This window comes from Pseudomonas sp. GW821-FHT02B10, assembly GCF_059421865.1.
The window spans coordinates 155,646-169,405 of the sequence record NZ_JBWKVU010000010.1 but is presented as its reverse complement, the minus strand read 5'-3'; the positions used below and the strand labels follow the sequence as shown (position 1 = coordinate 169,405).

General features: G+C 62.4%; 15 protein-coding genes and 1 pseudogene. 9 read left to right on the top strand and 7 right to left on the bottom strand.

What is annotated here, in order from left to right; genetic code table 11:
- The first annotated feature begins 56 nt into the window (after positions 1 to 56).
- Entirely contained in the window at positions 57 to 1,808 is a 1,752-nt protein-coding gene (locus AC07VU_RS21240) for a phospholipase D-like domain-containing protein (RefSeq protein ID WP_495030414.1), read from the top strand.
- A 59-nt stretch (positions 1,809 to 1,867) separates the two neighbouring features.
- Here the strand turns inward: AC07VU_RS21240 and AC07VU_RS21235 are convergent, their stop codons facing one another.
- The 3 genes from AC07VU_RS21235 to AC07VU_RS21225 all read right to left on the bottom strand — a co-directional run bounded on the left by AC07VU_RS21235 (position 1,868) and on the right by AC07VU_RS21225 (position 3,446).
- Entirely contained in the window at positions 1,868 to 2,320 is a 453-nt protein-coding gene (locus AC07VU_RS21235; RefSeq protein WP_277588563.1) for a hypothetical protein, read from the bottom strand.
- 166 nt (positions 2,321 to 2,486) lie between these two features.
- Positions 2,487 to 2,948 carry an NUDIX hydrolase gene (locus tag AC07VU_RS21230; RefSeq protein ID WP_495030413.1) on the bottom strand — a complete coding sequence of 154 codons (462 nt, stop codon included), beginning with the start codon at positions 2,946 to 2,948 and terminating at the stop codon, positions 2,487 to 2,489.
- Between the two features lie 45 nt (positions 2,949 to 2,993).
- The gene (locus tag AC07VU_RS21225; protein WP_053260817.1) at positions 2,994 to 3,446 is read right to left on the bottom strand and encodes an Lrp/AsnC family transcriptional regulator; all 453 of its coding nucleotides are present in this window, start codon (positions 3,444 to 3,446) and stop codon (positions 2,994 to 2,996) included.
- A gap of 181 nt (positions 3,447 to 3,627) precedes the next feature.
- On the opposite strand from AC07VU_RS21225, the gene AC07VU_RS21220 reads away from it, so the two are divergent.
- Positions 3,628 to 4,245, top strand: a complete 618-nt coding sequence (locus AC07VU_RS21220; RefSeq protein WP_087087765.1) for a LysE family translocator — start codon at positions 3,628 to 3,630, stop codon at positions 4,243 to 4,245.
- 75 nt (positions 4,246 to 4,320) lie between these two features.
- Entirely contained in the window at positions 4,321 to 4,806 is a 486-nt protein-coding gene (locus AC07VU_RS21215) for a MaoC family dehydratase (RefSeq protein ID WP_495030412.1), read from the top strand.
- Between the two features lie 55 nt (positions 4,807 to 4,861).
- On the opposite strand, the gene AC07VU_RS21210 is transcribed toward AC07VU_RS21215, so the two are convergent.
- Positions 4,862 to 5,206, bottom strand: coding sequence for a cupin domain-containing protein (locus AC07VU_RS21210; protein ID WP_007932019.1), 345 nt, complete (start codon positions 5,204 to 5,206; stop codon positions 4,862 to 4,864).
- A gap of 256 nt (positions 5,207 to 5,462) precedes the next feature.
- Between AC07VU_RS21210 and AC07VU_RS21205 the strand changes: the two genes are divergently transcribed.
- From AC07VU_RS21205 to AC07VU_RS21180, 6 genes are all read left to right on the top strand, one after another.
- Entirely contained in the window at positions 5,463 to 5,999 is a 537-nt protein-coding gene (locus AC07VU_RS21205; protein ID WP_274306548.1) for a P-loop NTPase family protein, read from the top strand.
- A 394-nt stretch (positions 6,000 to 6,393) separates the two neighbouring features.
- Positions 6,394 to 7,002, top strand: a complete 609-nt coding sequence (locus tag AC07VU_RS21200) for a hypothetical protein (RefSeq protein ID WP_007932023.1) — start codon at positions 6,394 to 6,396, stop codon at positions 7,000 to 7,002.
- Between the two features lie 250 nt (positions 7,003 to 7,252).
- Positions 7,253 to 7,654: a GFA family protein gene (locus AC07VU_RS21195; RefSeq protein ID WP_495030411.1), complete on the top strand. Its 402-nt coding sequence runs from the start codon at positions 7,253 to 7,255 to the stop codon at positions 7,652 to 7,654.
- A gap of 154 nt (positions 7,655 to 7,808) precedes the next feature.
- Positions 7,809 to 8,108 carry a hypothetical protein gene (locus tag AC07VU_RS21190; RefSeq protein ID WP_007932027.1) on the top strand — a complete coding sequence of 100 codons (300 nt, stop codon included), beginning with the start codon at positions 7,809 to 7,811 and terminating at the stop codon, positions 8,106 to 8,108.
- A 344-nt stretch (positions 8,109 to 8,452) separates the two neighbouring features.
- The gene (locus AC07VU_RS21185; protein ID WP_495030410.1) at positions 8,453 to 9,133 is read left to right on the top strand and encodes a phytanoyl-CoA dioxygenase family protein; all 681 of its coding nucleotides are present in this window, start codon (positions 8,453 to 8,455) and stop codon (positions 9,131 to 9,133) included.
- A gap of 100 nt (positions 9,134 to 9,233) precedes the next feature.
- Positions 9,234 to 10,127, top strand: a complete 894-nt coding sequence (locus tag AC07VU_RS21180; protein ID WP_495030409.1) for a LysR family transcriptional regulator — start codon at positions 9,234 to 9,236, stop codon at positions 10,125 to 10,127.
- Positions 10,128 to 10,150: 23 nt separating this feature from the next.
- On the opposite strand, the pseudogene AC07VU_RS21175 reads toward AC07VU_RS21180, so the two are convergent.
- The 3 genes and pseudogenes from AC07VU_RS21175 to AC07VU_RS21165 all read right to left on the bottom strand — a co-directional run.
- Positions 10,151 to 11,365: pseudogene (locus AC07VU_RS21175) on the bottom strand ((R)-mandelonitrile lyase); the annotation flags it as partial.
- A 102-nt stretch (positions 11,366 to 11,467) separates the two neighbouring features.
- Positions 11,468 to 12,514, bottom strand: coding sequence for an alpha/beta hydrolase (locus AC07VU_RS21170; RefSeq protein ID WP_007932039.1), 1,047 nt, complete (start codon positions 12,512 to 12,514; stop codon positions 11,468 to 11,470).
- A 56-nt stretch (positions 12,515 to 12,570) separates the two neighbouring features.
- Positions 12,571 to 13,665, bottom strand: coding sequence for an alpha/beta hydrolase (locus AC07VU_RS21165; protein ID WP_277588553.1), 1,095 nt, complete (start codon positions 13,663 to 13,665; stop codon positions 12,571 to 12,573).
- Positions 13,666 to 13,760: the final 95 nt, after the last annotated feature.

Genomic DNA, 13,760 nt, shown 5'->3' with positions numbered 1-13,760 from the left:
ACGCTGCACACATCCAGCCCCGGCTTGACTCGTCCCCCCGCGCAAGGAGCGCCCCCATGGCCGATTTCTACAACACCCAGACGCTCGACGGTTTCACCATGAAGCTGTGGCGCGGCGAACGCATGTGCCTGATCGGTTTCGATGTCGACACCCCTCCCCCCGACCTGGTGGGGTTCGCCATCGAATGCCGGTTTCCCGGCAGCACCGACTTCAAGCCCCTGCCCAACCGCATCGCCTTCGCCTACGACGAGCCAACCCACAGCGCGGTCGATGGCCAGCGCAAGTTTTCCTCGCTGGAAGCGCCCTTCCAGAAGTTTCGCTGGGTTCACGTCCCCCATGAGGTCGACCAAGGCACCTTCACCTACCGGGGCCGGATGATGCACATGGCCAACGACGGCCAGCTGGTTTCCGGCACGGCCATCGAACTGGCGATCGACCTCGACCCCATCAGCTACGAAGGCATCCTCGACATTGGTTTCACCCGGGGCTTTACCTCCTCGCAGGCCTTCCGCGACCGGGTGCCCGCGGGCGTCAAGGTCGATGTGTATGGCAAGAGCCTGATTCCATCGAAAACCAAGGACGGGCTCGACCACCCGAAGACCGAAACGGCCATGTACCAATGGCTCGGTTTCGAGGCGGTGTCGATGATTTTCGCGGTGCTGGATGAAGCCCTACGGCAGCCGGACACCACCCTCGATGTCTTCGCCTACGACTTCAACGAACCGGACATCCTCGCCAGACTGGAGGCGCTGGGTAGTCGCCTGCGCATCATTATCGACGACGCCGGCGATCACGCCGCCCCCGACAGCTGCGAGACCCGGGCCGCCAGCCGCCTGCTGGCCTCGGCCGGCGCGGACCGGGTTCGACGCAGCCACTTTCATGGCCTGCAGCATCACAAGGTGCTGATCGCCCGGCGCAACGGCAAGCCTTACCAGGTGCTGTGCGGCTCCACCAACTTCAGCTTCCGCGGCTGTTATGTGCAGAACAACAATGCGCTGTTGTTCAAGCACCTCGAGGTAGCGGACCTGTTCGGCCGGGTCTTCGACGCCAGCTTCAGCGATCCGAAAAACTTCGAGACCAGCGACCTGGCGCAGAAGTGGCACGTGATCGAAACCGGCACCGCAACGACCGCCGGCCCGCGCCTGCATTTCTGTTTCTCGCCACACAGCGGCAGCGACCTGTCGCTCAGCCCGATCGGCGGCGCGATCGACCAGGCCAGCCGCTCGGTGCTGTTCAACATCGCCTTCCTCAATCAGATCACCAGCGGCCCCCTGTACGAGTCGATCAGCCGCCTCTACAAGCGTCCGGTGTTCAACTATGGCGTGACCGACAAGGCCTCGGGCATGGATGTGATCAAGCCCGATGGCACATCGGCCGAGGTGGATTTCGCCTATCTCGCCAAGTACGCACCGGAACCTTTTCGCAGCGAGTGGTCCGGCGGCACCGGTATTTCGGTACACAACAAGTTCGTCGTCACCGACTTCAACCTGCCGAGCGCCAAGGTCTTCACCGGTTCCTCGAACCTGTCCATTTCGGGGGAAGAAAAAAACGGCGATCACCTGGTCCTGATCGAGGACCAGAAAATCGCCGTGGTCTATGCCATCCAGGCCCTGCTGATATTCGATCACCTGCACTTTCGCAGCGTGATGCAAAAAGCCTTCACCAGCGCCGATGAGACCCAGGGGAAGCAGCCACCGCCACTGTTGCTGAAAAAACCCACCGCGATCTCGGGCCAGCCCGCCTGGTTCGAGACGTACTACGTCGCAGGCTCGCAGAAACAGGGCGACCGGCAGTTGTTCTCTCACTAAGGGCGCGAACTGTCGAAAGGTGCCAGGAAGGTCTCATGTCCTGCTGGCGCCTGTGCGGGTCAAACCGAGAAGATCATGCAACCGATCGCACCGGCCTCGTGGTAGATGGCGTGGCCGTTGTTCTCCACCGTGAAACCGCGCAACGTGCGCTTGGCCTCGTCGCTATAGGCCAGGGCCACCACCCAGCGGGCCTCGACCGGCTCGGTGTATTTGGCAATCTTCTCGATGTCCTTGCGGGTTTCCGCCAACAGCTTGTTGCCGGCATTGGTGGCGCTCTCGACTTTCACCTCGATGGCATAGCTCTCGACACCCTGGCTGGCCAGTACATCCAGGTGCAGGGCCTGGTTCGGCGGCGGGTAAGGCACTTCGCGGGCGACCCCCAGGTGGGCTGCGCGCAGCAGCATCAGAAACTCGACCTGGAACCAGACTTCCCAGGCCGCGCCGGTACTGATGGCGGCCTCGATGCGCGAGTGGTCACTGAGGATGATGTGGCTGAGTTCGGTGTTTTTCATCGGGCGTTCCCTCTAATGGTTGGTAGAGAGAGGAACGAGCCGACGGCGCCTTTGTGAATGTCGAGGGCGAATCTGGATCGACGGCATAAACCGCCAGCCGGAAAATCCCGGCCGTGCGGGAGATCGGCAGCCCCGCATCAAGCCAGGATCAGCCCGCGGTAAAACGCTACAAGGACCGCTCGAACACCCCCGCCTCTTCCAGCATGTGCACCAGCGCTTGCGGCCAGACGGTGGCCTCGTTGGCTCGCAGATCATCGGCGGACCACCAATGATGATCGGCCATCACCTGGGCCTCGGATGAGGTCCAGCCGGCACGAGAGAGCGGCTGGTCTGGTGCGTGCACCACAAAATATTGCTCGACGGAGGTCACCCATTCGCCGCTGGGCAGTTGCATGGGGAACCGGCGACCGGCCACCGGCTCTCCCACCGCGCTGACCTGAATACCGGTTTCCTCGTGCAATTCACGAATCGCCGCGACCTGGAAGGTTTCGTCCCCTTCAAGCCCGCCACCGGGCGTGGCCCAATAGTCATCCCCCGCCAGCGCCCCTTCCTTGTGCAGGAAGCGGAACAGCAAGACCTTTCGCGAAGGGTTGATGACCAGCAATCTTGCCGATTTTCGTTCACGCATCGGTATCTCCCTGAAGTGTTGTTCTGATGTATGCGTCGACGCGTCTCACAGCGGCAGCGAGCGATCCTGAATCACCCGTTTCATCACCAGGGTCGAGGTCAGGCGCTGGACGTTGGGCAGCTTGGACAGGCGGTCATCGTAAAGCTGCTGGAAGGCCGGCAGGTCGCGGGTGATGACGTGCAGCAGGTAATCCGGCTCGCCAAACAGCCGTTGCGCCTCGACGACCTGCGGGATCGGCAGCAGCGCCGCTTCGAAGGCGGCCACCGCCTGGTGATCGCCCTCGCGCAGCGTGGCAAAGACCATCGCCGAAAACGTCAGGCCCAGGGCGCTGGGCGACAACTGGGCGCGATAGCCCTGGATCACCCCCGACTCCTCCAGCGCCCGCACGCGACGATGGCACGGCGACAGGCTGAGGCCGACCCGTTCCGCCAGCTCGGTCACCGACAAACGCCCGTCCGCCTGCAGCTCGGCAAGAATCTTCTGATCAATTCTGTCCATCTGGAAGGATCTACCCCAAAAGCTTATTCGGACTGGAATAATAGAGAAAATATTCTCACCGCACTCCATTAATCTTTCCGCAAACCTGATCTTTGCGAGAAAGAAGCATGCCCTCCCCGATTAACACCACCGTCGACAGCCCAGAAACAGCATTCGCCCAGCAGCACAAGGCAAGACGGCCATGAGCCTGAGTATTTTCGCGGCGTTCTGGGCGGTGTCGTTTCTATTTGTGATCACCCCCGGGGCGGATTGGGCCTACGCGATATCGGCCGGCCTGTTCGGGCGGGTGGTGATACCCGCGGTGGCCGGCCTGTTGATCGGGCATCTGCTGGCGACGCTGATAGTGGCCGCCGGGGTCGGCGGGCTGATCGCCAGCAATCCCCTGGCCCTCTCGCTGCTGACCCTTGGCGGGGCTGGCTATCTGCTCTGGCTGGGCATCAATATGTTGCGCAACCCGTCCGTGCCCCGCGCCGGGGAGGCCCAGCCTTCCGCGTCCTGGGCTCGCTGGACCCTCAAGGGCGCCTGCGTCAGTGGCCTCAACCCCAAGGTGTTCCTGCTGTTCCTGGCCTTGCTGCCACAATTCACCGACCCGCTGGCCGCCTGGCCGGTGCCGCTGCAAATCGTCGCGCTGGGGCTGCTGCATGCCTTCAGCTGCGCGGTGATCTACCTGCTGGTGGGCTTTGCTTCCCGCGCCGTGTTGCAGACGCGCCCGGTGGCCGCGCAAGCGGTCAGCCGGCTCTCGGGGGCGCTGATGATCATCATCGCCGTGCTGCTGTTCATCGAGCAGATCCTGCGCTGAACCGGTATGTTCCACGGGTATCCAAAAGGCTCGAAACCGCACTCCCCCGAATACGCAAAAGGACCAGGAACCGCAATGAAAAGCTTCCGACAGCGCGCCACCGAAGGGCTTCAGGCAGGCGACCGCTTCACCCTCTCCCGCTGTTTTTCAGAGGCGGATATCCAGGGCTTCGCCACGCTGTCCCGCGACTACAACCCGGTGCATTTCGATGCCGAGTTCGCCGCAGCCCGGCGCTTCAGGGCAGCGGTTTCCCATGGCCTGCTGACCGCCAGCCTGCTCACCGAAATCGGCGGGCAGATCGGCTGGCTGGCCTCGGCCATGAGCTTCCAGTTCAAGCAGCCGGTGTATGCCGGCGACACCATCACTTGCCACTGGGTCATCCAGGCGCTGGACGAACAAGGCCGGGCTACGGCGGCCATCAGCATGACCAACGAAGACGGCATCATCGTCCTGGAAGGCCAGACCAGCGGCCTGGTGCCAGGGCCGAAGGAGCGGGCAATCCTGATGCGCATGCTGGCCGAGGGCGACCCGAGCAATGGCGCGGCGGGTGCGGGGGAATGATGGGCATTGGGCGAACCGCGCGGCGGGCCCGCCCGTATCGATGTTCGGCCCGGGCTCACTCTTGGCGGATAATATCGACCGAGATCTCCCGCGCCGGAATCGGCCCTTTGTTCTCAAGCCAGTGCGTGGTGTCGCGGTCCTCGGGCCACCCCACTCCCGGGCCATAGTCGGTGTCGCCGCCATCGCGATGGTCAGTGATGGTGCCTTCCAGTATGTAGACGACGCCTGGCCGGTCTTTATGGTTGTGGATTGGCCCGAATACGCCTCCAGGCTCGATGGTCACCAGGCGCATTCTGAGTTGGCGCCCGGCCATGCCCTCGATTTCGGGACCCAGGTCAATGGTTGCCAGTACCTGCACTGCAACCCCTTTGGTTTCCGGTGCCACCTGTTCATTGCTCATGCTGCTCTCCTCCCTGTACCTACAGGGCTTCACTAGCAGTAGACACCCCGAAAAGGCGAGCGCTGCCGACAGGCGACAAAGGGTCGGGAGCAGGCGCTCAATGGGGACCAGGATGGATCGACATCCTGCTCTCGGCTTCAGGCCCCACACTGGCAACACACATTCCATTCCCGGCGCGGTCGGCCCCGCTATTCGCCTTTAACTGGCGATGCAAAACCGGCACAATCGCCGGCTTTTTTCGCGACAGGAAGCGCCCATGCAACGGATTGTAATTCTGGGTAATGCCGGGAGCGGCAAATCCACCCTCGCCCGTGCCCTCGGCAAGCGCCGGAACCTGCCTGTGGTCCACCTGGACACGCTGTTCTGGGAGCCCGGTTGGGTCGAACCCGACGCCGAGCAGTTCCGCGAACGGGTCCGCGCGGCGCTCGCACCGGCTGCCTGGGTGTGTGAAGGCAACTATGCCCGGCGGACCTTCGACCTTCGCCTGCCCCGTGCCGATCTGATCATCTGGCTCGATACGCCACGGCTCACCTGTTTCACCCGGGTGATCATACGCAGCGTCATGAACCGCCCCCGGCCTGACCTTGCCACAGGCTGCACGGAAAAGCTCGATCGGGCATTCCTGACCTTCCTGCGCTTCGTGTGGACTTTCGATCGCGACTACCGCCCGGGTATCGAGGCGGTACGCCTGGCCATAGGTCCGCAGATTCCCACGCTGCACTTGCGCGGCAGCCGGCAGATTGCCGCGTTTCTCGATAGCCTGCCGGCGACGCCTGAAGCCTGCCTGGAGTGAATGCGGGGTCGCCCTCCCGGCACCACGTCCGGTTGAACCCGCAGCCGATAGCGGCCAGTCACGCCTGACGGCTTACCACCCTTTGCAATCGTTCGCTGGTGCCCAGGAAATCAAGGACGATTCAACATTTGACTTGCCAAAGGAGGGAATATCCCTTGCTGCCCCCTTGGAGGGATTGGCTATATAAATAAACGCGCATCGATATTATGAAACGCCATTTTCGAACTATACGTAATACATTCGCAATCACTTTCACGGAGGAACTTGATCGTTAATAAAAAACATGACCATGCGCTTAAATTGCTCGCTTCGTTCGCAGGGACGAGCTAAAGCCCGCCCCTGAGTTCAATCGTTAGCTATATATCATCTCTCGGGATAGTCGAAGGGAATTGCTATGAACAGATCATTGGATGTTGTTCACTTGAGTAGCGTGACGTGCGAAGACGTTGAATTGCTATACAAGGAAAAGGCGAGGCATCTTCATGAGAAAATTGATGCGACCAGGGATGCTTATTTTGGATTCATCTTCCCGATAAATCGCACTGATCTTTCTGCGGTTTCAGAAGCATTTGAGCTGGATTACCAAGTTGCGCAGCTGATCTATAAGAAAAGCAAGGAGTTTTCCACCTTTAAAGTTCCGGGCAGAAAGTTCGGCCAGCTTACCAATCATATATACGGTGCGTCCGTACTCGCCCTGAGAGGGAAAAGCCTTGATACAGGTCTAGAGTCGGTCTCTGATCGCAGTATTAACGAACTTGCTGCCGCAAATGAGGATGTAATCCTGGAGATTGCAGGCGTGAGAGCATCCTGGTTCGGAAGAATATTCTTTCCTGCGCAAGCATTTTCAAATGCAATTTCTGTTTTTGGCGGCAACGTAAGTCCGGAAGCGCTTTTTGCTCTGGCCAAGGACTACGGTTATGCAAGTGTCGCGGGCAGTCGCAATACGATCAGGGGCGATTTCGGTATTGCCCTGTGGCTGACTCTACTTGCCCGGGCGCCTTGAGCTTTATGCTGACAGGTGGCGCCTAACACCTTGAATAAAGCGCTTCACGGACAATCCTTACTATGAAACCCTCAGGAATCACAACAAGGGTTCGAGGAAGCGCTTTTACACTCTCTCGGCTTCGAGCAGCCAGTGGCGAACGTCGCTTCTGGGCGAAAGCCAATGTTAACGAACAGCAATAGTCAGCCATTCGACATCCCCGACACCGACTGCTTAAATGGGCGCCCTTCCGTTCAAGGTGCGCCCTTAAATGACTGACACCTTCCAGGGCAGCTGCCTTTGCGGTGCCGTCAAATACCAGCTCTCGTCGCGCCCCAAGGCGCTTTCCCACTGCCATTGCAGCCAGTGCCGGAAAAGCCATGGGGCGGCATTCGCCAGCTATGGCAGTGTGTTGCGCAGCGATCTGCGCATCGTGCAGGGTGCCGGGAGCCTCCAGTCCTATCGATCGTCCGAAACGGTGTTGCGCCAGTTTTGCGGCCAGTGCGGTTCGTCGCTGTTCTGGTCCAGAGGCCAGGGCGAATACGCCGACTGGGTCTCGATCGCCCTGGGCACTCTGGATACGCCCTTCACCGCGGATAAACAGAAACACATTCAGGTGGCGTTCAAGGCTTCGTGGTACGAAATCCAGGACAATTGGCCGCAAGAACCATGACTGCAATAAGGCAAACACGGATGGCAACCGACGCAAGGCACCCCCAAACGCATCCACTCCGCCAGACGGCCTCAGGGCCAGGCGCGATACCCTCTAAGCTGAATAGAACAGCACTGCGAACACGCCTCTACCGTCTTGATACAGGGGAACCGGAATGACCAGAACAGCAGTACGCCCATACTCGTCATGGATCCTGTTTTCCCTGCTCGCCATCAACCTGGCGCTGATCGCGGGATGTTCAAGCAAAGCCGCCAAGTATCGTTATTCGACCGCCAGCATCGGCTCGAACTGTTACGCCAAAGCGCTGCCCACTTCCGGCGAGGGTGGCCTGGCCTGGGGTTCCACCCTGGGCATGGCGCGCCAGAAATCCCTGAATAACTGCATCCGATATGCCGGTCGCTCCGGCGGCACGCCCGGCACTTGCAAAGTGGTGTTGGCGGAGTGCAAAAAATAGCAGTTGAGCCGGTCATCGTCGCGCCTCGTGATCTACTGGCATCACTCGACTCGATACCTGCTGTTGGCCAGCCCCACTGGCCAGCAGGGCACTGCCCGTCTCGAAACACTCACAATCTGAATCCCCGATGTATCGGCGGGATCAATCCGGGCTTCACGCCTCCTAGCTCATCGATGGCATTGGCCTGTGAAGGCAGTGCTCAAGCAAGGTGCCAACCTCTGCTCCCCATTACGGCACTCGGCACCATTCGCTCCGCGCCCAGTACTGGCAAAAGCTACGCTTGGTCATTGACCCGCACTTTTGTCTGGCTCCGGAGCGTTGCGAATAAGGGAATCAAGGAAAGCATGACCGACTGCGAGCAACTCCATCGAGAGGGTTACGTGCTGCTGCGCCAAGCGATCCCGGCCGAGTGGCTGGGCGAGCTGCGTGCCGTGTTCGACGCAGGCGTGATGCCGTCGAATCAATGGCCTGTGCCCCGTGGCATGGACTGGCGCCATTCACTGCTGGACGCGGATTCGACGGTTCAGGCGGTGTGTCGCCTGCCGCAGGTGCTGGCGGTGGTGGGCGAGTTGATCGGGGAACGCTTCTTCCTCTCCCAGGTGGAAGGTCGCGAGCCTCTTGCCGGTGGCGGCCATCAGCAACTGCACCGCGACCTGTCGGCCCAACGGCCAGGCGACATAGCCAACGCCCTGGCTTTTTTCGACGACTATGGCCCCGGGAACGGCGCCACCCGCATCGTTCCCGGCAGCCATCGCCCCGGGCTGGGAGAGCCGCCACTGGACTTCACCGACGAGTCGCGGTCCGTGCAGCTTTCAGGCTCCGCCGGGGACATCCTGGTGTTCGATGTCGATCTGCTGCACGCGGGCTGCCTGAACCCGAGCGGCGCACGCCGTCGCTCGCTCCTGATCAGCTATTTTTCCGAACCGCTCTATGCCTCGCACCTGGAAACCCTGGGTTTGCGCAATATCCGGATGGACACCACCGAGCGCTTCGATCCGGCGGACTTTGCCCTCGGCCAGGTCTAGTCCGCTCGCCGCCGCGCCTCCCCTCAAGGGCCATGAAGTGCTGAACGATTGCCTGTATCGGATGGCATAATCCCCCATCGTTCATAACGGGGGCGGATAAATGACCACTGAAAGCTACGACCTGCTCGCGATCTTCGCCGCCGTGGCCCAGGAGCGCAGCTTCACCCGCGCCGCCGCCAGGCTCGGCATGTCGCAGCCGGCCTTGAGCCGGGCCATGCGCCAATTGGAAGAACGCCTGGGCGTCAGGCTGCTGGCGCGCACCACCCGCAGCGTCTCCCCCACCGAAGCCGGCGAACACCTGCTGCAGGTGGTCTCCCCCCGGTTCGCGGAAATCAACGACGAGCTGGCCTTGCTCAGCAAGTTCCGCGACAAACCGGCGGGCAAACTGCGCATCACCGCTGGCGAGCATTCGGCGATCACGGTCCTGCAACCGGCGCTGGAGAAGCTGCTGCCCGAGCATCCCGACCTCAACATCGAGATCATCGTCGACTACGGCCTGACCGACATAGTCGCGGAAGGCTTCGACGCCGGCGTGCGCCTGGGCGAGCAAGTCGCCAAGGACATGATCGCGGTGCGCATCGGCCCCGACATGCGGATGGCCGTTGTCGGTTCCCCGGAATACTTCACCCGCTACTCCAAGCCAAAAGTGCCGAGCGACCTGATGCAGCACAACTGCATCAACCTGCGCATGCCGACCTACGGCGGGATCTTCTCCTGGGAGTTCGAGAAAAAGGGCCAGGCACTGAAGGTGCGGGTCGAGGGCCAGCTGGTGTTCAACAACATCGCCATGCGCCTGGACGCCGCCCTCAAGGGGCTGGGGCTGGCCTATATGCCGGAAGACCTGGTGCTGGCCCATGTCGAGCAGGGTCGCTTGATTCGCGTGCTGGCGGACTGGTGCGAACCCTTCTCCGGCTACCACCTCTACTACCCCAGCCGGCGCCAGAGCTCACCGGCCTTCACCCTGCTGCGCGACGCCCTGCGTTACGCGAACTGATGCCCTGAGCGGGGGCCGCCTCATGGCCGCCCGGCGCTTGCCGCCAGGTGTTTTTCCAACGCCTCGCCGGCCCGCTTGGCGGCATCGGCCTCGCCCTCCTCGGCCAGCACCCGGACCAGTTGCCGCAGTTGCCCGACGCTCAGCCCTACCCTGATGCTGGCGGCCATGTGCGAACGCAGTTGCGGCTCCGCGCCGGGGGTGGCGGCCAGCGCGCCGACCGTGGCCAGCTCACGACTTTGCCAATCCAGGTTGTCGCGCTCGAAGATGTCGCCGAACAGGTGGGCCTGCAGGTACTGGTTGATCACCGGGGCGAAGTCGAACAGCGGCCCCTGGACCGGCGCGCCGGAAATCCGCGTCTGGTTGGCCTTGCCCGCCGCCAGCAGCTCATCGCCCGTGGGAATGCCGGCGCTGGGCTCGCGCCCCGGAACATCCTCGATGCCGCGTTGCTTGCGCGCCTCGAGCACTTTCATCAGCTCGCCAAGAGCATTGAGGCTGCGCGGAAAGCCGGCGTAGGCATAGAGCTGCACCAGGATTTCCCTGGCCTCGCTGACGGTCAGCCCGGCATCCAGCCCCTGGTTCAAGGCGGCATTGAGCCGCGGCATATTGCTGGTGGCCATGGCCGCCGCGATCAACGGGATGGCCTGCTGCTTGCTCGATAGCGTCTCGGAAACGGCGGGTACGGAGGACATGGCTTGAGGCTCCATAGGGTTCTGCGCGGCGTGGCTCGGCGTCATCGCCAGGTTCAGGCTCAGCAGCGCGAAGGCCACTGTCATCCCTCCGGGCCTGCACCGCTTAACGGGCGTTGTATTGGTCATCGGTGACCTTCTCCAGCCATTGCACGCTCTTGCCATCCACCGCGCCGGTCACCGCCAGATGGGTCATGGCGCTCGTCGCCACGGCTCCGTGCCAGTGCTTGACGCCCGGCGGGCAGACGATCACGTCTCCCGGATGGATTTCCTGCACCGGCTTGCCCCACTCCTGCGTCAGGCCCACGCCGGAAACCACCACCAGGCGCTGCCCCGCGGGATGGGTATGCCAGGCCGAGCGCGCGCCCGGCTCGAAGGTCACGTAGGCGCCGGAGGCATTGATCGAGCTGCTGGCGGGAAACAGCGGATCGACGCGCACCCGCCCGGAAAAGTAATCCTCCGGGCCCGCGACCGAAGCCTGGGTACCTGCACGACTGATCTGCTGGGTGGCGAAAGGCTCGCTGGGGTTTTCAGCCTGGCCGGCCGCGTCAGCCAAGGGCGCCGCGGCGCATACCGCGAGCCCCAACAGGGTCTTGTTCATGATGAGAATTCCTCGTTGGTCGAGCCAATTGAAATGGCGAGCCGTTGCGGCGATCACAGCGTCCTGGCGTAGAACGCCGTCAGCTTGCTGATGGCCGCGTCCACATACTGGGGCACCCAGTAGGTTTCGATATGGGTGGCGCCGTCGATCTTGAACAGCTCCTTGTCCTGGGTGCCGGTGGCCTTGGCGAACGCATCCTCGGTCATGTAGAGGCTGTCGGCCTTGCTGCCGGCGATCATCAGCAACGGCTGCCGGATCAGTTCGATCTGCTGGGTGGCGTCGAAGCGCATCAGGTCCAGCAGGCTGCTGGTGGTGTATTTGAAGGTCGAGTTGGGGTGCGCGTGGGTTTTCCAGTAGTACTCGTAGCCCTGCCGATACAGCGCGAAGGGCAATTGGGCGATCTGTTCGTCGGTCAGGTTGGCATCCCCCGAATACAGCACTTCGCCGCCGGCCGCTTCCTGGGCACGGGCCGCCGAAGCCTGCTGCAGGCGTTGCTGGATGCTGTCCAGTTGCGAGTCGTTGTAGCCATTGCGGCGAACCCGCCCGGAGTTGAACAGGCTCACCGTCGCAATCGACTTGAAGCGCTTGTCGGTTTGCGCCGCGGCCAACGAATAACCACCGCCGCCGCAGATGCCGAGCAGGCCCAGGCGCGTGTTATCGACGCCGGGATAGCCGGCGATGAAATCCGCCATGCCATGGATGTCCTCGATGCGGTACGCGGGCTTGTCCACGCTGCGCGGCTGGCCGCCACTGGCGCCCTGGTAGGCCGCATCCGCGGCGATGGTGATGTAGCCCTGGTCGGCCAGGCGCTGGGCATACAGGCCGGCGACCTGCTCCTTGACCCCGCCATTGGGGTGCGCCACCACCACGACCGGGTATTGCTTCGCCGGGTCGTAGTTCGCCGGGGTGTAGACGTTGGCGGAGATGTCCAGACCATTGAGCTTGTAGCTGACCGGATGGATGTTGACCTTGCCCGGCTCGTTCTTGCTGATCGCGCCCTCGTAGACCAGGGTGAACGGATTCTGCTTGTAGTCCGCGGCCTCGGCGGCCGACATCCCGACCATCGCGGCCATAAGCGTGGCCTTCAGCGTTTGCTTCATTTGAATACTCCTGCCCTGCTTTTGAAGAACACGGCAGCCAGCCGCCGTGCCCATAGTCAATCCAGAGACTTCTCTGCAAGAAACCTCGAAACCAGGTCCGCGATCTCGACATTGTTGAGGTCCGAGAACGGGAAGTGGCTGTTGCCCTTGATCCCGATCTCCGGCAAGTGGATCAGCCTGGCGTCACCGCCATGCCGGTTCACCGCATCGCGCCACAGGCGCGCCATCTCGAGCCGGGCGCGCCAGCTGTCCTGGGCCGGCAAACGCACCGGCTGGGCGGGGATGTTGTCGCCATAGAGGATCAGGATAGGAATGCGCGTCAGCGCCTCGAACTGCGCCTGGCTCACGACCTGCGCGGCGACGGTGTCGAACGCGCTGGGAATCGGCGCCGGCGCCTCGCCCTCGGGAAACACGAAGCTGCTGCCCGGCTCGAACGCGACGATGGCCCGCACGTTGCGGCTCTTGATCGCCGTCAGCCAGCCCGGCCCGCCCCCCTGGGAATGGGTGAACAGAATGGCCGGGCCGGTCTTCTCCAGCAGCGCCGACACACCATCGGACACCACATCGATGTCGTAAGGGCCGGTGTTGGGGGTCATCGAACGGAAGAACTGCTCCTGCGCCGCCCGCCCCGGCGGAAACTGGCTGCCCGCGAAGGTCTCGGGCCACAGGCCGATGCGGAACTGGTTGAACCACAACTGCTCGTCCGCCACCGGCTTGATCGTCGCTTCGACCAGGCTGCGCCCCGCATCGCCACGGCGCGGCTGGTCGATCAGGTAGGTGGAGAAACCGCGACGCAGGAAGATGTTCTGGAAACCTTCACGCCCATCGGCCGTGGTCTCCCAGGACTTCGCCGACTGCCCCGCGCCGTGCCACATGACAATCGGCAGCGGGCGCGCGTTAACCGGCTTCTGGTAGAAGGCATACACATGGTCGCCGTGGTAGGTCTGGCCATTGGGATTCATCGGGTTGTAGGGATCGAAGGTGCCCGGCTGAGTGCGCACGCCACCGCCCGCGATCAGGCTGCCCTGATCTTCGATCACCAGCGGACCGTGCTCGCTCGCCTCAACAACCGCGCCGCTGCACAGGGCAAAACAGAGGGTGCCCGCCCTGGCGGCGGCGGGCATGTACTTGCGGATCAGGTGCTGGGTCATGGAGGGCTCTCGATTGGAAATCGCAGAATCCCAACTTACCCCTCGGCCATTGATTGATAAATGGCACGGATTGGATAGGACTGATACCAGAAACG